The sequence below is a fragment of the Fictibacillus marinisediminis genome (assembly GCF_023149135.1).
GTDB classification, from domain to species: Bacteria; Bacillota; Bacilli; order Bacillales; family Fictibacillaceae; genus Fictibacillus_C; species Fictibacillus_C marinisediminis.
This window is the reverse complement of record NZ_JAIWJX010000002.1, coordinates 1,463,504-1,483,359: the sequence shown is the minus strand read 5'-3', so window position 1 is coordinate 1,483,359 and position 19,856 is coordinate 1,463,504. Positions and strand designations below refer to the sequence as shown.

Genomic DNA, 19,856 nt, shown 5'->3' with positions numbered 1-19,856 from the left:
CACCCGATTCTACTCTTGGATGGAGGCAGCTATGTTCGGTAAACGGCAGAAGAAAAAAGAAAAAGCAGCGAGTAAGCCTTCCGGACAAAGTGGAAGCCAGCTTACCATTAAACAATTACTGGATAAATGCAAGGCTTCACAAGACTTTGTATCCTTTACAAAAAGCGATCAGCATCCATTTACCATTTCCTATTACAAAAGTATGGTAAACCCGGATCTTGTTCATCGTGATTTAATACCCTATTTGACGCGCTGTTCATTAATGCCTCTCAAACAGCTGGCTTCAGAAATCCCGGTGGAGACCATCGAGCATACAAAGGATGTTCAAAAGATACAGGACAGTTTGTTGACCGGATCAGTGCTTGTACAGCCAGACCCTAAAAAGGCCGACTGTCTGTTAGTTCCTGCGGCGACTGCCGAGAAGCGCCAGATCTCTGTTCCTGAAACTGAATTCAGCGTTGTTGGGCCGAAGGAAGCGTTTGTTGAAGCGATTGAAGTCAACATCAATATGATTCGAAAAAGGCTGCCAATCCCTGAACTACATGTAAAAGAAGTCAAAATAGGAAAGCTCTCGAAAACAAGGGTCACGATTCTTTATATTGATGGCATCGCCAGCCAGGAGAATATTAACACCCTGCTGCAGCGGGTTTCGGACATTGAATACGATCACATTTTAGACAGTAGCTATGTTCTTCAGATGATATCAGACAACCAGAATTCTCCATTTCCCCAGTTGATCAACACAGAGCGTCCTGATCGTGTTGCGGCTGTTTTAGCCGAAGGAAAAGTTGCTTTACTCGTTGATGGTTCACCGAGTGCTCTGACGGGCCCTACTACGCTTGTAGAATTTTTCTCGGCCTTTGAAGATTACTTCCTGTCATGGCATGTCGCTTCCGTTTTCCGGATGATCCGTTTGCTGGGAGTTCTGTTTTCCGTGCTGTCCACACCACTTTACGTTGCTGTTCTCACGTTTCACTATGAAATGATCCCGACCGATCTTCTTGGTACTTTGATAGCTTCCCGCTCCGGCATACCGTTTCCGCCGATCGTAGAAGCGATCATCTTGGAGTTATCCATCGAATTGCTTCGGGAAGCCGGGGCACGCCTCCCTTCCAAAGTCGGGCAGACGATCGGTATCGTTGGCGGTATCGTTATTGGAACTGCTGCGGTACAGGCCGGATTAACGAGCAACGTTCTATTAATCATCGTTGCCCTTGCTGCACTGGCCTCCTTTACGACGCCTGTTTATCAGATGAGCAACACGATCCGCCTGATCCGCTTTCCCTTTCTGATTTTTGCTCAATTTTGGGGACTGCTTGGTGTTTCCATCTGTTTTGCCTTTGTAATGGGCCATATGCTTCGTCTAACCTCGCTGGGCAGGCCTTATTTGGCTCCTCTCTATCCTTTAAGGATGGTTGACCTTAAAGATGCGTTCATCCGACTCCCATTCAACCGTCAGGGATTGCGGCCCATGCAAATGAGGCCTGCAGATCCGGCACGATTAAATTTTAAAAGAGCAAATCAAAAGAACGATATTGAAGAATAATTCAACAGAACGAAGGTGAAGAACATGAACATTCATCCGCCAGAAAATAAACAGGTATCTCCCTATTTTACCTTTTACCTTATATCAACCATGCAGATTGGTGTCGGGGTTTTGGGATTTCAGCGATACATCGCCAAATCCGCGGGCCATGATGCGTGGATGGCTGTCATTTTCGGCGGCATACTGATTCATCTTCTCGTCTGGATGATCTATAAGATTTTAAAACGCAGTGATGGGGACATTATCGCCGTTCATAATGATGTGCTTGGCAAATGGATAGGCGGTCTATTAAGTTCTATATTCATGATTTATACTGCATTCCTGGCGCTCACTGTTCTGAGAACGTATATAGAGGTCATTCAAGTTTGGATGTTTCCCCACATCAACACATGGGGAATCTCCCTTATTTTATCGCTGCTGGTCTATTATTTTGTCAGCGGCGGATTTCGGATTGTAACAGCTGTCGCATTCTTTAGTGTGCTGATCGGAACCCCGCTTTTCTTTTTAGAATGCTTTGCGATAAAGAATTCTCATATCTATAATATTCTTCCTTTGTTTGATCACTCGCTGATCGACTATTTTGTAGGTACGAAAGCAATGACCCTTAATTACCTGGGCTTTGAAATGCTCTTCTTTTATTATCCTTTTATCAAAAATGCTGAGACCTCCCACAAATGGTCTCAATGGGGTGTATTTTTCACGATCATCCTCTATACCATTACAGCGGTAGTATCGTTTGCCTACTACAGCCAAGGGCAATTAAAGCATACGATCTGGGCAACACTTACGATCTGGAAAATCGTTGAATTTCCTTTTGTTGAGCGTTTTGAATATATCGGAATCTCGGTATGGCTGTTTGTTGTCCTGCCGAACATCTGTATCGCTATCTGGTGTGTGACACGGGGAGGCAAGCGGCTATTTTCTGTAAAACAAAAACACTCTCTGATCATCATCGTCATTCTTCTATTTATCGGTTCATTATTATTTAAAGACCGGCAGCAGATTGACCAGCTAAACACTTGGGTTTCTAAAGTAGGTTACTATTTCATCTATTTTTACATTCCGCTTCTTTTCCTGCTTCAGTTGCTGATTTACAAAGTGAGGCAACGGAAAAATGAATAAGATCAAACTTGTATTTTTAATTGTGCTTCTGCTTGCTGCTGGCTGTACTCCACAAAAACAAGTGCTGGAAGATATTCAGCTCATCGGAGTGGTCGGGTATGATTATGTTGATGGAAAGAAAATTGAAGCTACTGTAGCTGTTCCTATTACAACAGGAGGAACTCAGCAAGCGACCTTAACGAGCATAACCTTTTCTGCAAAATCGCATTCGAGTAAAAACATTCGGCAGATCCTTCAAGCAGAATCGCCTCGACCCTTTGCGTCGGGCCGAATTGCGGTCATCTTGTTTAATGAAGAGCTGGCGAGCCACGGAATTACAAAAATTATTGATTCCCTGCAGCGGGATCCTTCAGTCGGAAGAAATATTTATATTGCTGTTGCGAAAGGAAAAACAAAGGACATATTAAACAAGCAGTACCCGGTTGGAGAAATCGTCCCCGTTTATTTAAAACGAATGATCGAACAAAATATGGAGCTGACACTCCCAAGGGCAAACTTTCACCACTTTAACTACAGCTATTACGGAAAAGGCAGTGATCCTTTTATGCCGTTGATCGATATGAAACATGGCCATATTCGGATCGCCGGTGTTGCATTGTTTGATCATTCCAAATACGTTGACCATATCAGCTTTAACGATGCCTTTATTTTCAAGCTCATGTACCAAAATTTCCGACAGGGATCCCATGAATTCAAATTTAGAAAAAACAATTATCTTACCCTTGAAAACCTGAATTCCACGGTAAATTATGATATCGATCATGGCAATACAAATCCGGAGATCAACATGAAAATTCATATCACCGGCAAAATCAACGATGCAGCCGGCACTCCGCTTTATCAGAAAAAAACCATTGATATGATCGAAAAAACAATCAAAAAGCAAACCGAACATCAAGCCAAAGCAATGGTAAGGAGGTTTCAGAAAGATGAGATTGATCCTCTCGGAATAGGCGACAGAGCCAGAAGCCAGTCCAGGCATTTCAATTTTAAAGACTGGGAAAAAAAATACCCGGATGTGCCCGTACATGTTAAAGTAAACATCCGTGTAACCCAGGGGGGAATTGTGGAATAAGAAAAAGCGTCAGTCCGGCTTTAGCCGTCTGCTGACGCTTTTTTGCTGCTGAACGTGTAAGGATAACCATCCAGCCGTGTTACAGATATTGGACTATCCATTACAAGCTCAATCGGAAAGATTTTTGCCTGCTTATTAGAACCAAGCCATGTTCTGCTGTTATCAGAAACAATCAGCAGCCCCTCTTCGTTTCCGAGTGGTGCAAATGTTTCATTTTCTCCATGATACGTACTTACCCCCAAAGCTGCTTTTAGTTGGTTTGCAGCTTTCCGGACATCTTTTACTGGCATACCAATCTCGCTGATGGCTAAAATATCCTTGCTCGTAAAGGGATGATTGATTGAATAATTCATACTATGCCGAGCGATCAATTCGACCACATTTCCCGCTGAATCATAAAAATAACAGGCATTGGCATCCCAGTTCCCGAAATAGATTTCGTCCTTTCCTTCCACGAAATTCAGCGAAACGAAGGAACTGATCCATTTTTTTGCTTCCGAAAAAGCATTTTTCGGTATCGTAAACGCAATATGATAGTAGCTTTCCTCGTTCGTTGAACGAAAAGTAAGCAAGGTCGATCCGACAGCAACCCCAAACGAGCTGCCGTCTTCCTTCAACAATGGCAAGCCAAGAAGCTGATGATAAAAATTACGCTGTTCAACAAGACAATGTGTAAACAGTTTAATCTCTTTAAACTTCATCTTACTTCCTTCCTCCCATGATCGGCAGAGTTTAGAAACGCTTAATTTAAGATAAACCTGCCTCACTGATCTCTTCTTCAAACTCATATCCTACTTTTTCCTGATGAGTTTTCCCCCACTTTTCCATCATACGCAAAGTCTCCTCAAGATCTTTACCGTATGGTGTAAGGGAATAAACCACCTTTGGAGGCACTTGGGGATATACGGTTCTTGTGATCAGCCCGTCTTCTTCCAGTTCTCGTAGCTGTTGCGTCAGCACTTTCGGTGTGACAGCAAAAAGCTTCTCCTTTAATTCCCCAAAGCGAAAGTCTTTCTCCTGAAGCAGACAAAGAATTACGCCTTTCCATTTCCCGCAAACCACATCCAATGTTACCTCAATAGGATGAAAATATTTTTTCTTTCTTTCCTTCATGAAACCCAATCCCCCTGCTACTGTTAGTTTTTCATAGTATCAAAAAAGTAACTATCTATCTTAAAAGTACATACTATTTAAATTACCTATGTCCCATTATACTTAGTATAGAACAGATTCCACGAAAGGAAAATGTATGAAAACAGAAAAAAAACAAGTTACAGTAAACCTGATAGGAAAAGGTGACCAAACTCTCATCCATCCAGATGATTTTCATACAGTTGTCCAGTTATTACAGTCAGCCGTCGAAGAAGGTTTAGCAAAACAGATTGAACACTTTCAAGACATTTTGGCTTTTCGAACCACAGCTACAGGTGTCGGAGAAACCATCCTCAGTATGAATAAAAAGACCAACGAAACTCTTTTTTTCGCTCCATATCCTTTTAAAATCCTTGCTGACAGCCTGAAAATAAATATCTCTTACCATAAATAATCCCTGCATGCAGGGATTATTTAATACCCGCCTTTTTTACTGAAGATCTATATTTCGGCAGCCTTTATCGTGACCATTATCCCAGCAAACTTTAATCAGTCAAATGACTTTTGAACGAAATTCTCTTCATAAAAAGGAAACAAAACGGCTTAAACGGAACTTTTTATTATCAAACTAAAGGAGGAGCAAGAATATGAAGTACATAAAAAAATGGACAGGTACGGTTTTAGCTGCCGGTCTGGTTTTCTCAATGTTTGCCGGTACGGCACAGGCCGCCAAACCTTCCCAGTCACATGATTTATCACCTGACACGGCCTATGTAGATGTTGCTGCTGCGACATTGTGGACGAAACCGGCAGAAACAAGGCCTTTAGATGCGCCATCCTTAAGCAACCCCGTAGATCTAAGAAAATGGACGACGAGTATGACCTATGAAGAGAAGATTTGGCTTGTTGGGCCTCTGGAAACCCAAGCATTATACGGAAACAAGGTAACGATAACGGACGAGCAGGGAGACTGGGTAAAAGTAGCTGTTGATGGTCAGCCAACCCCTCGACTCGAAGCAGGATACCCAGGCTGGATGCCAAAATCACAGCTGGTGTACAACAAAAAATTTGCCAAAGAAGAGAACAAGCCTTTTGCCTTGATCAAAAGTCCAACAGCATGGCTGTACAAGGAAAAATCATTGAAGCATACTGATCTTGAATTAAGCTACAATACCAGGCTGCCCGTTCACAAAATAAAAGGTTCCTCTGTTAGCGTGCTTACACCAGATGGAAAGACAAGATATCTTGACCGCAAGGATGTTCAAGTCTATCTCTCAGAAGACTCCATTCCGGTACCAACCGGTGAGGACCTTGTAAATGAAGGCAAGAAATTCCTGGGGCTGCCTTACTTATGGGCCGGTGCTTCCGGATTTGGATTCGACTGCTCAGGATTTACCCATACGCTCTATAAAGCAGCAGGAATTACAATCCCTCGAGATTCTGGACCCCAATCCCGAGCTGGTACACCCGTTGCAAAAGAAGACTTGAAAAAGGGGGATCTTCTCTTCTTCGCCTATAATTCAGGAAAAGGAAGCGTTCACCATGTAGGAATGTATGCAGGTGACGGCATGATGATCCATTCTCCAAACTCAAGCACAACGGTAAGAATTGATAAAATTGAAGGAATTTACGCACAGGAATTTGCCGGGGCAAGAAGGTACCTTCCATAAAAACATGGATGAAAGCACGCGGAACAATGTTCCGCGTGCTTTTTCTTGTTTACATAAAAGCGGCTTCAATCCGTTTCATCAGACGGCCGATGCATCTATTCGTTTCGTGAAGGACCACATTCTTATCCATGTTCTTCAACATGCGGTTCTCCATCACCACTTCTCCATCAATAATCGTCGTTTCGACGTCGGCCCGTGTGGCCGAATAGACGATACGAGAGATCGTGTCTACACCATAAGAGGGATACAAATGAAAATCATTCAGGTTTAAAATAGCAAGATCCGCCTTTTTTCCAACCTCAAGGCTGCCGATCTCATGATCCATTCCTACTGCCCGGGCTCCTCCGATGGTCGCCATCCGAAATACGGTTTTCGCATTCATGGCTGTAGGCCCATGGACTGGCTTTTGAATCAGCGCTGCAAGCCTCATTTCATTCAACATGTCCAAATTGTTATTACAGGGTGCACCGTCTGCACCTAAGCTGAGATGAATTCCTTGCTGCAGCATGTCTGGCACGTCGGCGATTCCTGAGGAAAGCTTCAGGTTTGACCCTGGACAATGGCTTACTTTTACCTTCCGCTTTTTTATAATGTTCTTTTCCTCATCATCAAGCCAGACACAATGCGCCAGAATCAGCCTCTCATTGGCAAGCCCGATATGGTCAAGATAAACCACATTGCGCATTCCGGTTTCCTGTTCTACCAGTGCGATCTCTCCGCGATTTTCCGCTGCATGGGTGTGAACACAAACACCATGGCGGCCTGAAAGTTTCTGAACTTCTGTAAGCAGCTCCTCCGTACAGGAAACCACAAAGCGTGGACAGAAGGCATATTGTATCCTTCCATTCTCTTTTCCATGCCACTTTTCAAGCAGGTCGACGCTTTGCTGAAGAGATTTTGATGTGCTCTCCTGCAATCCGATTGGAACTTCTTCCCCTTTATCCATCATCACTTTACCGGAAAGTGCACGAATACCGCCCTTCGCAATAGCCTGAAACGCAAAATCCGTATGATTGACGGTCTCCATATCAACGATCGTAGTGGTACCGCTCTGAATCAGTTCTCCAATTCCAAGCATGGCCGAATAATAAAGGGATTCTTCATCATGGGATGCTTCGAGCGGCCAGATTTTCTGTTTCAGCCAATCCATTAGTTCCAGATCATCTGCTTGTCCTCTGAACAAGGATTGGCACAGATGGATATGCGTTTGAATAAACCCGGGGATGATGGTTCTGTTTGTAGCATCTATGGTTTTATCCGCCTGATAATCAAGGCTTAAGCCAATATCAGTTATGCGGTTGTTTTCAATGTAAAGATCTCCTTGAACGATCTCTTCCTGTGCATTCATCGTTACAATTTCTGCATTTTTTATAAGTATCGATGGCATGGATATCCTCCTTTTCTTTATAACAGAAAAGAAAAGAACGATTTCATAGCATGGAGAATTTAAGGTTCTCCGGTAGATACTTTCGATCCATATTATCGAAACTATATGAAATCTTTCTAGTTTTCTATCAGCGCATTTTATTTAAAACTTGCAGCTTTAAAGAAGTAACCGAAAAGCCGTTTACGGGTGCCATGTCCTGCGAACACGTGGAACAGGCGATCACCACATCCTCCAGCGCCTTTAAACGAACGAAATCCCCCGGCTTCGACAGCGGCTCTGCAATCATATAGTCGCCTTCTTCATCAAGCACATTGTTCATGAACCAGTTGATTGGATCCGGTACAGACAGATGACCTAAAGAATAGGTATCTAATGCTCTATTAAGATTATCATGGCAGTTCGGATGATCTTCAAGCTGGAAATCTACTTTATATCGGTAATAATCGCATGCCGGAAAAAAGAAATCGTGCTTTCCTACCGTGTCCTGCAAAAGCTGCATGAGCGGCCGGCGCCGGTTGCTATAAAGAAAATCTCCTTCTTTCAGGCGGATGCTGCTTAAGCTCGCCCTCATGTGGACGGGTGAGACATGTTCGTTATGATCATTGAGAGAAAAACAGACAAAGTCACCGACCTGTTTTCCTTCCATGTCAATAATCACGAGTTCTTCCCCTGCTTTTACAAGCATGCTTCTTGCTTCATACGGCGGAATAATAATTTCTTCTTTAATACGGTATTTGTGATCGATCGGCATACTTCTCCCCCTTATTCAATGAATACGGCAACCGCTCGAACCGGGGATCCCGTCCCTTTTCGTATTCTCAACGGCAGTCCGAAATACAGAAAACGCATACCGGCAACCTGATCAAGATTACATAGATTTTCTGTATTGGTTATGCCAAATTCCTTGCAGATAAGATGGCCGGAGTAATCCGGATCAAGCGGGTTATCGATAGCCGGGGAATCGATCCCGATATTGACTACTCCTTTTTCAGCAAGCCACCGTGCTCCGCTGTAATCTAAACCGGAATAACGTGTCAGCCATTCCTCCGTCCCGTAAGCTCTGTTGTAGTGGCCAGTATATAACAGGCAGATGTCTCCTTTTTGCAAAATCTGGCCGGAAGCGTCCAGCGCGTTTTCCAGCTCCTGCGGAGTAATATACTCTTCTGGATGAACATGAGACAAGTCCAGGCATACGGCGGGCCCGTAAAAGAATTCCAGCGGCATCTCATCGATGTATTTTCCATTGGGATCATACTCATACGTGGCATCGCTGTGGGTAGGGCCGTGTTCATTGATCAAAAGATTGTTGGTCGCGAACGGAAATCCGATCTTCTTCATGCTTTCTTCATGAGAAATGTTTGGAAAGATCATTGTTTTTTGATGCAGCGGAAAAACAGGCATACCCTGATAGATTTCCTGTGACAAATCTACAAGTTTCACACCCATAGACACCCTCCTTACAATACTGTTGGAATGACTTGGAAGCGGTCGACATCAATAAGGCCCATGTCGGTAATCTTCCACTCAGGGCTTGTAACGAGTGAGAGAAAAGATAAATGCATAAAGGGCACGTGGATCCCGCATCCCAATTCTTCTTGGGCGAGCCTGTGAAGTTCTGTAATCTTTTCACTGACCTCCACGCCTGTCATCTCATCGGTCATCAGCCCGCCTATATTGAGTGCCATATCCCCAACTACTTTTCCGTCAAGGATTAGCGCCAGGCCGCCATTCATAGCAATAACCCGGTTGACTGCTGTAACCATGTCGTCATAGTTAGTACCGGTCACGATGATATTATGTGTGTCATGGGCGACGCTTTCTGCAATCGCGCCTCTTTTCAGCTTAAATCCATGAATAAATGTTTTCCCGATTCTTCCGCTTCTGCCGTGCCGTTCGATCACCAGGAGCGGAAGAACATCCTGCTGAAGGCAAGGCTGAATGATGCCGTCTTTTACTTTCAGTTCAAATTCACGGGCACCTGTAAGATTTTGATCGGGTATCACTTCGATCGCTCTTACCTTTGCGCTTGAGGCTTGCGACGCCAGCACTAGATCTTGCGCTTTTACCGGTTTCCTTTTCACAGAACACTTCACACTTTCAGGATACGTATAGGAGGGAATATCTGTCGTCAGTTTATTCTGTTGTGCCGCCTTTCTGCCGCTAAGATACACTTGGTCAACCGTCATGTTAATAAGATCGCTGATTACAGCGATGTCTGCGCGCTTTCCTGGTGTCAGTACCCCGATATCCCTGAAGCCGAAGTGAGCCGCCGGATTGATCGTCACCATCTGAATCGCTTCCACCGGATCAATCCCCTGGGCAATCGTCCTTCTGACGATATCATTCATATGACCGGAATTCATTAAGTCTTCTGGCACCATATCATCCGAAACAAGGATGGCTCGCCTCGAATCCATGCCTTCTTCCGTGATCGCCCGGATGCACTCGGCCATATTCCGCTGAGATGAACCCTCCCGCATAAACACACTTACTCCGTAGCGAAGTTTCTCCACCATTTCTTCTTTCGTTGTTGTCTCATGGCAGGATACATGGGTACCTCCGCTGATAATATGAGCGGCGAGCTCTTCTCCAAACAAGGCCGGAGCATTTCCCTCGATCGTTTTGCCGATGCTTTTGGCATAAGAGACCGAAGCAATCAAATCGTCTATCAATTCAGGGGCGTTCTCAAACACAGGCCTGACATTGCTGAACCCCTGTATTTCACCAATTCCCTGGACATGAGGATCGTTTAGCAGTTCCTTCATATCCGCTGATGTGATATCCTGGCCGGCCGTCTCCAATCCCGGCGCATCTGGAGTCAGGCATGGCACTGTAAAAAATACGTTGTTAGGAAGCGTCTTTGCCTCCCTGACCATCTCCTGCATGCCATGAACACCGAGGACATTACCAATCTCATGGGGATCCGCAACAAGTGTCGTTGTTCCTGTAGGAATGGACAGCTTGGAAAATTCAGTAACCGTAAGCATTGCGCTTTCAAAATGCATATGCGAATCAATAAAACCGGGACAAATATAGTGGCCGGCGACATTTTCAACCTTTGTGGAAGGACCAATCAGTCTTTCGCAGTCCCCTGCCATCAGGATATATTCCCCTTTTATAGCCACATCGGCCTGATAGATCTCACGGGTTATGACATTGATAAATTGTCCGCCTTTTAATACGGTATCTGCAAATTGTTTGGCATCAAGCAGCACATCAATGAGTTTCCGCCACTGGATGGCTTCTTTAATACCTTTTGTATCCATGAATTCAACCTCCTGACCTTTCCCAATCCAGGCTATCAATAATTCCTACGATTGCTGCATCTATAGGGGCATCTTTGTCAGCTGCTGCCCGCGAAGCCATACTGCCTGTGACATATAAAACTTTTTCTCCTACTCCCGCCCCCACCGTATCAACAGCGATGATCGGCATTTGCTGAGGAGATTCACTGATACCGATCGGCTGGGTGATCAGCAGTTTCGTACCTATCAGCTTTTCATCTTTTCTGGTTGCTGTTACCCGTCCAATAACTAAACCCATTTGCATGTCGTCCGCTCCTTACTGCCTGCTGATTTTTATACCATATTGTTTTGCTGCATCCCGCGCCAGCGGTGTGATAATGGTATGTTCTTCCGCAATCAGCAACTTCTTCTGTGCTTTTGCTGCAGACAGGATATCTGCCTCTGTGATGACAGACTGCGTTTGGCCGCTATCGTTCAGCCAGGAGGCAAGGCCACCCCTATCTCTCAGCAATGTAACACCAAGCTTCTTCAACTGAAAAAGTGTTTTGTGCAGCTCTGCTTTCAAGTATTCTGATCCTCGATCCAGTTCCTTACTGCGGAATACTTTATGAAAAGGATCGTTGCCATACGGCAGGGCAGCAACTTTTTTACCGCTTAATAATGCTTGCAGGATGATACGGACAAAATCCCGCTGGTCGTTAAATCGCAAAAGATCGGCTGCAAGAGAAAAAGAAAGTACAGGAATAAGGATACAATCGGCCATTCGCATCTTATCCTCAGTAAGACTTGAACTGGGATACCAGGCATCATGATTGCTTTCCCCAGCAAGATGTTCTTTCGTGAAATGGCGGAACAGGATTTTTTCTGTGAACACTTCCAGCCTGATCTTGCTTTTTCCTGCTTCACGGAGAAGGGCAAGCCCTTCTTCCATCCCTGTAAAATGATAGGTTAGCAGGGAGAGCACATAGGGAACTTTTTCTCCTGGCGGACAAAGCATATGCAGCAATGTATTCCTGACCAGAGCGCTCTGCCTGGCGTCATGCACGATTACTCTCCTTTAGAAAGCATTGCTCTTTCGATTTCACTATGAGGCCGCGGGATCACATGAACGGATACGAGTTCTCCCACTCGGCTTGCCGCACTGGCGCCTGCATCTGTTGCAGCCTTCACTGCTCCAACATCTCCTCTGACCATAACTGTAACAAGTCCGAAGCCTACTTTTTCATAGCCGCAGATCTCGACGTTTGCAGCTTTTACCATTGCATCTGCTGCCTCAATCGCCCCGACAAGGCCCTTTGTTTCGATCAAGCCTAGAGCTTCTCCCATTTTTTCATTCCTCCCGGTCTCTTTGGTTTGCTGAGATTCTATGTTTTTGCTTGTTCTATTCCTTCGCCGCATCGCCTGAATTCAAGGTAAACTTTGACAGAAGCATTTCCGCCACATTCGTATGGGTTCTTGGAATGACGTGTGCTGAAATGACAGTACCCACCCTCTCTGCCTCTTTTTTTCCTGCTTCTACTGCTGAAGCAACAGCGGCGACATCTCCGCTCAAATGCAAGGTAACACCAAGAGCGCCGCGAACCCCGATCACCTTCTCGATGGCGGCTATCTTTACGTCAGCCGCTTTAACAGCCGCGTCAGCTGCTGAAACAGCGGCACAATATCCTACCGTCTCAATCATGCCTAATGCATACAATGCTTCCACCATCCTTATCTAATATAAATTGCCATCCAGCATCTTATAGACGCTCGGCAAGCAGCTGGAAAGGTGCTGATGGGGTCCGTAAAGTAAAAAGTAACCTTCTTCAATTTTGAAGCGTATATTCCATTTTGATAGATTTGCAGAGACCGGAAGAAGTAGAGCAATCGTCTCGTAACGCGACATTCCTTCTATGATCGCGAGTGATTCTCTAGTGCATGAGACCTCAAGCTGCTTAAGGAGCCAAGCTCCCGGCTGTTCGATATAAAAACGTTTGATCTTTTTTTCCGATTGGTGGTTCAGCGTCTGAAACAGAGTTCGTATGGCTGCTTCCAAATCGCTGCTATCATTGTGATAGAGTTCAAGAAGAAAAGGCTTCTGGCCGTTTTTATCCCATTGGATGAAGTATTTAATATCTCCGTTCTGTGCCAGCCACTCTTGAACGATCACCAGATGGCCGGGAGATGAAACCTGAGAAGCAAAAACAGCGACCGCTTTTGCGGGGATCGGCCGATGAAACCATTCCATCGTTTCAGGCTGGAGATTTGAGTATAGCCATACAGAAAATCCGCATTTTGTTTTGCCAAATGACTTTACTGAAGGTTCATCGCCGTTATGCCTCTCTGGCCTATGGTGTGTTTCTGTATCTTGGCGGGATGGAATGCCTTGAGTAAGAGAAAGAACTTGAAGTTTGGATACGAGCTCACTCCCCGGATCCTTGCTGAACGATGAGTGTTTTTCTTTTTTTTCGGCCTTTACAGGTGGAGAACCAGCTGCACTTCCAAGACGCTTCTCCTTATTCAGCTTCTGGTAGTTCGGCCGGTAGAGCTCTTGCGCTTTCTTTGTTTGAGCTGTTTCTCTCCTCTTCTCTGACAGTTCCTGTTTCGCTCTTGCGGGGTGATCATTGCTTTTTAACACTTCCTGTACGATGGCTCGCATGAATTCCGACACATGGACTCACCTCCTTTTATAGAATTTTGGACAATTCGGGGTGAGGCCGGGGAATGACATTAGAAGAAATCAGTTCTCCCCCCGTCTGGGTGTGGGCCTGCCTGCCTACTTCGATGGCAGACGACACAGCGGCTACATCTCCTTCAATAATGACGGTGACAAGGCCTGAGCCGACTTTTTTAAATCCTGTCATCTTTATATTTGCCGCTTTGGCCATGGCGTCCAGTGCCTCAATCGCTGCAGTCAGGCCTCTCGTTTCAATCATGCCAATTGCATTCAATCAATGTCCCCCCTTGCTTTACAAATAATCTTCCAGATCAATGGGCCCGAACGGTATGGACGTACGTTTGAACGATTCCTTATGGGCCAGCGGCACGGTAGCGTCAATCCCCATTTTCGCTGTGACTCCCCTGACATTGTGAGACGCTTCCAGCGGAGAGCCTTTTGCACCGGGTACGATAAAAATATCCTGATCGGCCTGTACTCTTACAGCCATCGCCCATTCCACATCCTCCGGGTCAAAGATATCCACATCTTCATCTACCACAATAACGTGCTTTAAGTCCTTATCACTCGCAAAGGCAGCAATCGCCGCTTGCTTCCCGTCACCTTCCGACCTCTTTTCAATCTGAATTACCGCATGAAATCTTGCCACTCCGCCCATTGTAATATGGACTTGTTTCACGTTCGGCACCGTCTGTCTGACCGTACTCAGAAGTGTGGCTTCCCGTACAAGCGCCATCGGAAGCCTCTCCTCATAGCTCGAAGGAAAGATCGTCTGGCAGATGGCATTGTCTCTGTAGGTTACCGCTGAAAATTCAATAACTGGCTGAGGAGCTCTTGTACCATAAAAACCAGCGAGTTCTCCGAACGGGCCTTCCATCTCACGTTCATGCGGGATCATTTTGCCTTCCAGAACGATTTCCGCTTCTGCCAAAACCTCCAGATCCACGGTTTTGCACTGCACCACATCAAGCGGTTTGCCGATCAAAGAACCCGCAACATCAAGTTTATCTGCATGATACAGATGTGTGCTGATCTGGGAACTGAGCACCACAGCAGGCACTACTCCAAACATCACAGCGACTTCCATCGGTTCACCGCGCTCTTCATACTCATAAAATTGCTGGAGAAGTTCAGGAGAGGTAATCAGCACGTTCGTCTTGTTTTCACCTAAGAATTGCATCCTTCTGATCGATGTATATCTCTTTTTTCCGCTTGTATCTTTCACGACAAGAATTCCTGAAACATAATAAGCGCCGGAATCATCTCCGTGATAGGTTGGAATAGGAAAGAGCGCATCCAGATCAAATGGCTCCAGAACCACGTTTTCATGAACCGGTCCTGTTCCGATCAATCGTGTTGGGATCGGGGAAACAATTGAATCAATAATCTTTGGAACAAACTGATCCGGTGCAATGCCGATGCTGTCCGCCAGGAGGGCACGATCCCCGCCTAAGCCGCCAACCATGGGTGAAGAGTAGCCTTTTACTTTTTCAAAGTAGAACGGCTGCCTCCCCTGCCTGGCATTGAGAACAGCTCCGAGCTCATACAGGGGGTTTACTTCTTTTTTCACCCTGAGAAGTTTATTATCCGCTTCCCAGTGGTCAAGCAGGGCACGCAGTGAAGAAGGGTTCATGCTTTCTCCCCCCATCGTTGTAGAAGCTCATGATCAATGCCCAACATGTCCAGAATCCGGCCGGACATAAAATTAATCAGTTCCCATATCTCTTTCGGTTTATGGTAAAACCCGGGTGAGGCCGGCATAATGCAGGCACCCGCTTCAGCAAGCCTCGTCATGTTCTGAAGATGGATCAGGTGAAACGGCGCTTCCCTTGGAACGACAATCAGCTGCCTTTTCTCTTTCAGCATGACACTGGCCGACCGGCTCAATAAGGTATCTCCTACACCATTGGCCATCGCGCCCAACGTGTTCATGGAACATGGCACAACAACCATCCCGTCTGTTAAAAAGGAGCCGCTCGCCACAGAGGCAAACAGGTTCTTGTTGCTGTGCACTTCTGCATATTGTTTCACCGTCTCCATTCCTACACCGCACTCAAACTGCAAGACTTTCTCTCCCATTTCCGTCACGATCAAATGGGTTTCTACCCCAAGCTGATGCAGGGCCCGGACGAGCGAGTAGCCATATAATGATCCGCTCGCTCCGGTAATTCCTACAACGATTCGTTTGTTTCGGGCCATGGCAGGTTAAACAACCTGGCTATTTTTTGAAAACTTTTTCCTGGCCGCTTCCATATATTCCTTTGTTGACATGATGTCGCCAAAAAGATCGATGTCCCGAAGCCCGGATTCGTGCATGGAATCATCTTTTGAAGCCGTGGAGTCAGACAGGCAGATCACATTGTAGCCATGGTACAGCGCATCAGAACCAGTGCTTCTTACACATACATTGGTCCAAACACCCGTCAGGACGACCGTATCGATCTCTTCTTCCCGGCAGAACAGGTCAAAATCGGTATAGCTGAATGCACTGTGCCTCCTTTTTTGGACGATATAATCTCCTTTGCTCTCATCGGGCTGCAGTTCTGGAATAAACTGAGAACCCCATGTCCCTTTGATGGCATGGACCGGACGGACCCGGAAGTCCCGGTCGTTTTTCCGGTGAGCTTCCTGTACAAAAACGACCTGAATACTTTCCTCATGGCAAAAATCAACGAGCTCTTTGATGGAGGGAACGATCTTTTCGCCGTTTTCGCAGCGGAGCGCCGCTTTTTCTCCGATAAAGTCATTCAGCATATCAATCACAACGACTACGTGCTTCTTTCCTCTCAGTTCCATGTACGGTCTCCTCTCTTACTTGCTTTTTTCAAGCTGCTGGCGGCCGGATTTAGGTGCTGTTGTTTTAATCGCTCCTTCATAGTTTTCATACTTCAAAGTCCGGTCAAGGCGCTGGATGCTTTGCCGTTTGACGTACTCGCCATATCCGGCTTCACCTACAATCCCGCCGGCTTCATAGTTATAGACCATGTTACCTCTGACAATCGTCTGCACCGGCCGGCCTTTAAGCTTGATGCCATGCAGCGGGTTATATTTTGCCATGGATTCTGTCTGCTTCTCATCGATCTCCCACTCGCAATCAAGATCAATAACCGTAAAATCCGCATCACTGCCGATTTCCATTGCACCTTTTTTCGGATAGATGCCATAATGGATCGCTGCATTCTTACTCGTTACTTCCACAAAGCGGGACAATGATAAGCGTCCTTTGTTCAAACCTTCACTGACGAGAATAGGCACCATTGTTTCCACTCCCGGAATGCCCGGGAAACTGTTCCAGATCGATGAGTCTGCGGCTGCTTTTTCCGTCGCAATCTCATATGGCGCGTGATCGGTCCCTACAAAATCAATCGTTCCATCTGCAAGTGCCTGCCAGTGTGACCGGTTATCTTCTTTGCCCCGAAGCGGCGGAGCGATCTTAGCGAACGTCCCTCTCTCACTCATGGAATCCTGGGCGTTAAGCATCAAGTAATGCGGACACGTTTCAGCGGTTACTTTAACTCCCCGTTTTTTGGCTTCCCGGACAAGTTTTACGCCTTCTTTCGTACTCATATGAACGACGTGCACCCGTGCATCTGTTGCTTCTGCATAGCTGATGATCAGCTCGATCGCCACTTTTTCAGCGAGCGCCATCCGTGCCTCAGCCCAAGCCGGACCATCTTCGCGCCCCTCCTTCTTCAACTTCTCGGTATAAAACGTGCAAATATCGTAGTTTTCAGCATGAACACCTATCGGCATGCCGGTTTTTGCGACCTTTTGGAAGATCTCCAGCATCTCGCCATCCGATACTTTCGGGAACGTTGGTACTGATGGCGTCATGTAAACCTTGAAAGCCACCACCCCTTCGTCCATCTGCGGATAAATATTATCAATCCATCCGTTCCTCGCGTCTTCTCCGGTCATGCCGCCCCAGAAGCAATAATCGATATAAGCCTGTCCCCGTATCGGGGCAATTTTCTTCTGAAAACTTTCACCGTCCCGAACAGAAGGCTTGGAACAGCAAGGCATGTCAATGATCGTTGTCAGCCCGCCTGCTGCTGCCGATCTTGATCCAGTAGCGAATGTTTCGCGGTGTGTAAAGCCTGGATCCATAAAATGTGTATGCGGATCAATACACCCAGGGACGACAAGCCTTCCTTCCATGTCGATCACCTTGTCCGCATTTAAAAAATGAATATCACTGCAAAAACCTGTTATCTTTCCTTCATGCACGAGGATGTTGGTGATGACTGTACGGTCTCCTTGTGGAATCATTGCATTTTTTAAAATCAAGTCCATTTCCGTCTCTCCCTTTTTACGTTTTCAGGACAGAACCAGTGAAAAAGGGGCATTTTTGACATGCCCCTGATCGTGAGCATACCGCTATAAAGCCTCTGCAGAAGCATCCGATTTCAGCTGCTCCATCCTTTCCTGCTCATCTATATTCATAGACTTAAAATTAAATACTAGATTGAGCAAAATTGCTGTCAAACTTCCGATTACAATTCCGTTTTCAACGAGCAGCCTGACACTGTCCGGCAGCTGGCTGAACACCATGGGAACGACCGCTGTACCAAGCCCGATCCCAACGGAACAGGCGACGATCAGCAAATTTTCATTGTTTGAAAAATCAGCCTGAGAGAGCATCTTTACGCCAGACGCAATGACCATCCCAAACATCGGAACCATCGCACCTCCCAGAACAGCCGTTGGAATGATTGTCGTCAGCGCCGCTATCTTTGGAAGAAGACCGAGAATGAGCAGCAGCCCTCCTGCAGCCATGACTACATTTCTCGTTTTTACTTTGGTTAAAGCCACGAGACCTACATTTTGAGAGAAGGACGTATACGGAAAGGAATTAAAAACGCCTCCGATCATAACTGCAAGTCCTTCAGCACGAAGGCCTTTTTTAATATCTTCCGGCTTAAGGTTTCTTTCGCAAATGTCACTCAAAGCAAGGAAGACACCAGTAGATTCAATCATGCTTACAATCGCAACGATGCTCATCGTGAGGATGGCAGAAAAATGAAATTCCGGAACGCCAAAATAAAACGGCTGTACAAGATGGAACCAAGAAGCATCCTTAACCGGTGTAACATCTACGAGCCCCATAAAAGAAGCAAGTACTGTTCCGGCGATCAGCGATAAAAGAACAGAAATGGCCCGTACATATCCTTTGGAGAACCGGTTGATCAGAATGATGAGCACAAACGTAAAACTGGCGAGCGATAAATTTTCAAGGCTGCCGAATCCTTTCGAACCGAGCCCGCCCGCTGCATTATTCATCGCCACCGGTATGAGCGATACCCCGATGATGAGTACGACCGAGCCGGTAACAATCGGCGGAAAAAATTTCAGGATCTTTCCCACAAACTGTGAGAGCACCATGACGACAAGCCCCGAAGCGATAATTGCACCGTAAATGGCGGTGATCCCCTCCAGCTTTCCAATCGCGATCATTGGGGCTACCGCCGTGAACGTACAGCCGAGAATGACTGGGAGCTTGATGCCGAAATGCTTTCCTCCAATGACCTGCAGAAGTGTGGCAATTCCGCAAGTAAACAGATCAATGGAAATGAGATATGCCAGCTGCTGGGCGTTCATACCGATCGCCGGCCCTACAATCAGCGGTACGATAACCGCTCCTGCGTACATGGCCAGAACATGCTGTAACCCGAGTACTCCAACCTTCCAATTTTTGAGTGCTGCCATTTTGCCTGCCTCCTTGATGTTTTTTGTGCAGCTTGTGTGGTTGCTTTCATCACCTCCTTTAAGAGCAGGAATATGGTTGAAGCGGCACGTAAATCTCTCGAAGTGGACAGTAAATTCCTTGAAGTGGATCGTAAACCTCAAAAAGTGGACAGTAAACTCATCGAAGCGGATCGTAAACCTCAAAAAGCGGACAGTAAACTCATCAAAGCGCCATGCATCTGCAGCCTGCAAATTCCCATAATCATCCGCAGCTATGAAAATAGGAATGTTTTTTTTGAAACTCTACTATATTTGTACAAACTGACTCTTTAAGACATACAACCGCTAGATTTATACAAGCCAATTTGTCCATAAATT

The 19,856-nt window shown here is 45.9% G+C and carries 23 protein-coding genes and 1 riboswitch; of the genes, 6 read left to right on the top strand and 17 right to left on the bottom strand.

Features of this window, described 5'->3' with window-relative positions; translation table 11 throughout:
• Positions 1-31: 31 nt before the first annotated feature.
• Genes LCY76_RS08085 through LCY76_RS08075 form a run of 3 tightly spaced genes read left to right on the top strand, consistent with a single transcriptional unit; the run spans position 32 to position 3,743 of the window.
• The gene (locus LCY76_RS08085) at positions 32-1,546 is read left to right on the top strand and encodes a spore germination protein (RefSeq protein WP_248254625.1); all 1,515 of its coding nucleotides are present in this window, start codon (positions 32-34) and stop codon (positions 1,544-1,546) included.
• Positions 1,547-1,570: 24 nt separating this feature from the next.
• Complete coding sequence (locus LCY76_RS08080; protein WP_248252209.1) at positions 1,571-2,668, top strand: GerAB/ArcD/ProY family transporter; 1,098 nt, start codon at positions 1,571-1,573, stop codon at positions 2,666-2,668.
• Positions 2,661-3,743 carry a Ger(x)C family spore germination protein gene (locus tag LCY76_RS08075; protein ID WP_248252208.1) on the top strand — a complete coding sequence of 361 codons (1,083 nt, stop codon included), beginning with the start codon at positions 2,661-2,663 and terminating at the stop codon, positions 3,741-3,743. Before LCY76_RS08080 ends, LCY76_RS08075 begins: the two co-directional genes overlap by 8 nt.
• A gap of 20 nt (positions 3,744-3,763) precedes the next feature.
• Here the strand turns inward: LCY76_RS08075 and LCY76_RS08070 are convergent, their stop codons facing one another.
• Positions 3,764-4,444 (bottom strand): VOC family protein, encoded by a 681-nt coding sequence (locus tag LCY76_RS08070; RefSeq protein WP_248252207.1) that lies wholly within the window; start codon positions 4,442-4,444, stop codon positions 3,764-3,766.
• 46 nt (positions 4,445-4,490) lie between these two features.
• Positions 4,491-4,856 carry a winged helix-turn-helix transcriptional regulator gene (locus LCY76_RS08065; RefSeq protein ID WP_248252206.1) on the bottom strand — a complete coding sequence of 122 codons (366 nt, stop codon included), beginning with the start codon at positions 4,854-4,856 and terminating at the stop codon, positions 4,491-4,493.
• Between the two features lie 136 nt (positions 4,857-4,992).
• Between LCY76_RS08065 and LCY76_RS08060 the strand changes: the two genes are divergently transcribed.
• Together LCY76_RS08060 and LCY76_RS08055 are read left to right on the top strand one after the other, a co-directional pair.
• Positions 4,993-5,289 carry a hypothetical protein gene (locus tag LCY76_RS08060; protein WP_062231105.1) on the top strand — a complete coding sequence of 99 codons (297 nt, stop codon included), beginning with the start codon at positions 4,993-4,995 and terminating at the stop codon, positions 5,287-5,289.
• A gap of 193 nt (positions 5,290-5,482) precedes the next feature.
• The gene (locus LCY76_RS08055; protein ID WP_419714931.1) at positions 5,483-6,505 is read left to right on the top strand and encodes a C40 family peptidase; all 1,023 of its coding nucleotides are present in this window, start codon (positions 5,483-5,485) and stop codon (positions 6,503-6,505) included.
• Between the two features lie 49 nt (positions 6,506-6,554).
• Here the strand turns inward: LCY76_RS08055 and LCY76_RS08050 are convergent, their stop codons facing one another.
• From LCY76_RS08050 to LCY76_RS07980, 15 genes are all read right to left on the bottom strand, one after another.
• On the bottom strand, positions 6,555-7,892 hold the full coding sequence (locus tag LCY76_RS08050; RefSeq protein ID WP_248252205.1) for a 5'-deoxyadenosine deaminase: 1,338 nt from the start codon (positions 7,890-7,892) through the stop codon (positions 6,555-6,557).
• Between the two features lie 26 nt (positions 7,893-7,918).
• Positions 7,919-8,021, bottom strand: a riboswitch (purine riboswitch).
• Complete coding sequence (locus LCY76_RS08045; protein ID WP_248252204.1) at positions 8,020-8,643, bottom strand: DUF1989 domain-containing protein; 624 nt, start codon at positions 8,641-8,643, stop codon at positions 8,020-8,022. (Overlaps the previous riboswitch by 2 nt.)
• Positions 8,644-8,654: 11 nt before the next feature.
• Complete coding sequence (locus tag LCY76_RS08040; protein WP_248252203.1) at positions 8,655-9,338, bottom strand: cyclase family protein; 684 nt, start codon at positions 9,336-9,338, stop codon at positions 8,655-8,657.
• An 11-nt stretch (positions 9,339-9,349) separates the two neighbouring features.
• A complete protein-coding gene (ade, locus tag LCY76_RS08035) occupies positions 9,350-11,158 on the bottom strand; it encodes an adenine deaminase (protein ID WP_248252202.1) in 1,809 nt (602 codons plus the stop codon).
• Positions 11,159-11,162: 4 nt separating this feature from the next.
• Positions 11,163-11,441 (bottom strand): EutN/CcmL family microcompartment protein, encoded by a 279-nt coding sequence (locus tag LCY76_RS08030; RefSeq protein WP_062231093.1) that lies wholly within the window; start codon positions 11,439-11,441, stop codon positions 11,163-11,165.
• A gap of 12 nt (positions 11,442-11,453) precedes the next feature.
• On the bottom strand, positions 11,454-12,182 hold the full coding sequence (locus LCY76_RS08025; RefSeq protein ID WP_248252201.1) for a hypothetical protein: 729 nt from the start codon (positions 12,180-12,182) through the stop codon (positions 11,454-11,456).
• 2 nt (positions 12,183-12,184) lie between these two features.
• Complete coding sequence (locus tag LCY76_RS08020) at positions 12,185-12,463, bottom strand: BMC domain-containing protein (RefSeq protein ID WP_053354942.1); 279 nt, start codon at positions 12,461-12,463, stop codon at positions 12,185-12,187.
• Between the two features lie 55 nt (positions 12,464-12,518).
• Positions 12,519-12,833, bottom strand: coding sequence for a BMC domain-containing protein (locus LCY76_RS08015; protein WP_272885585.1), 315 nt, complete (start codon positions 12,831-12,833; stop codon positions 12,519-12,521).
• An 18-nt stretch (positions 12,834-12,851) separates the two neighbouring features.
• Positions 12,852-13,787 (bottom strand): hypothetical protein, encoded by a 936-nt coding sequence (locus tag LCY76_RS08010; protein ID WP_248252199.1) that lies wholly within the window; start codon positions 13,785-13,787, stop codon positions 12,852-12,854.
• Positions 13,788-13,803: 16 nt separating this feature from the next.
• Positions 13,804-14,067 (bottom strand): BMC domain-containing protein, encoded by a 264-nt coding sequence (locus LCY76_RS08005; RefSeq protein WP_269431867.1) that lies wholly within the window; start codon positions 14,065-14,067, stop codon positions 13,804-13,806.
• Between the two features lie 18 nt (positions 14,068-14,085).
• Complete coding sequence (locus tag LCY76_RS08000; protein ID WP_248252198.1) at positions 14,086-15,426, bottom strand: UbiD family decarboxylase; 1,341 nt, start codon at positions 15,424-15,426, stop codon at positions 14,086-14,088.
• Entirely contained in the window at positions 15,423-15,992 is a 570-nt protein-coding gene (locus LCY76_RS07995; RefSeq protein ID WP_248252197.1) for a UbiX family flavin prenyltransferase, read from the bottom strand. Before LCY76_RS07995 ends, LCY76_RS08000 begins: the two co-directional genes overlap by 4 nt.
• Positions 15,993-15,998: 6 nt before the next feature.
• A complete protein-coding gene (locus LCY76_RS07990; protein ID WP_248252196.1) occupies positions 15,999-16,589 on the bottom strand; it encodes a cysteine hydrolase family protein in 591 nt (196 codons plus the stop codon).
• A 15-nt stretch (positions 16,590-16,604) separates the two neighbouring features.
• On the bottom strand, positions 16,605-18,086 hold the full coding sequence (locus tag LCY76_RS07985) for a dihydroorotase (protein ID WP_248252195.1): 1,482 nt from the start codon (positions 18,084-18,086) through the stop codon (positions 16,605-16,607).
• 84 nt (positions 18,087-18,170) lie between these two features.
• Complete coding sequence (locus LCY76_RS07980) at positions 18,171-19,499, bottom strand: nucleobase:cation symporter-2 family protein (RefSeq protein ID WP_248252194.1); 1,329 nt, start codon at positions 19,497-19,499, stop codon at positions 18,171-18,173.
• A 72-nt stretch (positions 19,500-19,571) separates the two neighbouring features.
• Here LCY76_RS07980 and LCY76_RS07975 point away from each other — a divergent pair, with 72 nt between their 5' ends.
• Entirely contained in the window at positions 19,572-19,811 is a 240-nt protein-coding gene (locus LCY76_RS07975) for a hypothetical protein (protein ID WP_248252193.1), read from the top strand.
• Positions 19,812-19,856: the final 45 nt, after the last annotated feature.

Coding starts and splice junctions, on each gene's coding strand:
- LCY76_RS08085 (WP_248254625.1), top strand. CDS start 32: ATGTTCGGTAAACGGCAGAAGAAAAAAGAAAAAGCAGCGAGTAAGCCT.
- LCY76_RS08080 (WP_248252209.1), top strand. CDS start 1,571: ATGAACATTCATCCGCCAGAAAATAAACAGGTATCTCCCTATTTTACC.
- LCY76_RS08075 (WP_248252208.1), top strand. CDS start 2,661: ATGAATAAGATCAAACTTGTATTTTTAATTGTGCTTCTGCTTGCTGCT.
- LCY76_RS08070 (WP_248252207.1), bottom strand. CDS start 4,444: ATGAAGTTTAAAGAGATTAAACTGTTTACACATTGTCTTGTTGAACAG.
- LCY76_RS08065 (WP_248252206.1), bottom strand. CDS start 4,856: ATGAAGGAAAGAAAGAAAAAATATTTTCATCCTATTGAGGTAACATTG.
- LCY76_RS08060 (WP_062231105.1), top strand. CDS start 4,993: ATGAAAACAGAAAAAAAACAAGTTACAGTAAACCTGATAGGAAAAGGT.
- LCY76_RS08055 (WP_419714931.1), top strand. CDS start 5,483: ATGAAGTACATAAAAAAATGGACAGGTACGGTTTTAGCTGCCGGTCTG.
- LCY76_RS08050 (WP_248252205.1), bottom strand. CDS start 7,892: ATGCCATCGATACTTATAAAAAATGCAGAAATTGTAACGATGAATGCA.
- LCY76_RS08045 (WP_248252204.1), bottom strand. CDS start 8,643: ATGCCGATCGATCACAAATACCGTATTAAAGAAGAAATTATTATTCCG.
- LCY76_RS08040 (WP_248252203.1), bottom strand. CDS start 9,338: ATGGGTGTGAAACTTGTAGATTTGTCACAGGAAATCTATCAGGGTATG.
- ade (WP_248252202.1), bottom strand. CDS start 11,158: ATGGATACAAAAGGTATTAAAGAAGCCATCCAGTGGCGGAAACTCATT.
- LCY76_RS08030 (WP_062231093.1), bottom strand. CDS start 11,441: ATGCAAATGGGTTTAGTTATTGGACGGGTAACAGCAACCAGAAAAGAT.
- LCY76_RS08020 (WP_053354942.1), bottom strand. CDS start 12,463: ATGGGAGAAGCTCTAGGCTTGATCGAAACAAAGGGCCTTGTCGGGGCG.
- LCY76_RS08000 (WP_248252198.1), bottom strand. CDS start 15,426: ATGAACCCTTCTTCACTGCGTGCCCTGCTTGACCACTGGGAAGCGGAT.
- LCY76_RS07995 (WP_248252197.1), bottom strand. CDS start 15,992: ATGGCCCGAAACAAACGAATCGTTGTAGGAATTACCGGAGCGAGCGGA.
- LCY76_RS07990 (WP_248252196.1), bottom strand. CDS start 16,589: ATGGAACTGAGAGGAAAGAAGCACGTAGTCGTTGTGATTGATATGCTG.
- LCY76_RS07985 (WP_248252195.1), bottom strand. CDS start 18,086: ATGGACTTGATTTTAAAAAATGCAATGATTCCACAAGGAGACCGTACA.
- LCY76_RS07980 (WP_248252194.1), bottom strand. CDS start 19,499: ATGGCAGCACTCAAAAATTGGAAGGTTGGAGTACTCGGGTTACAGCAT.
- LCY76_RS07975 (WP_248252193.1), top strand. CDS start 19,572: ATGGTTGAAGCGGCACGTAAATCTCTCGAAGTGGACAGTAAATTCCTT.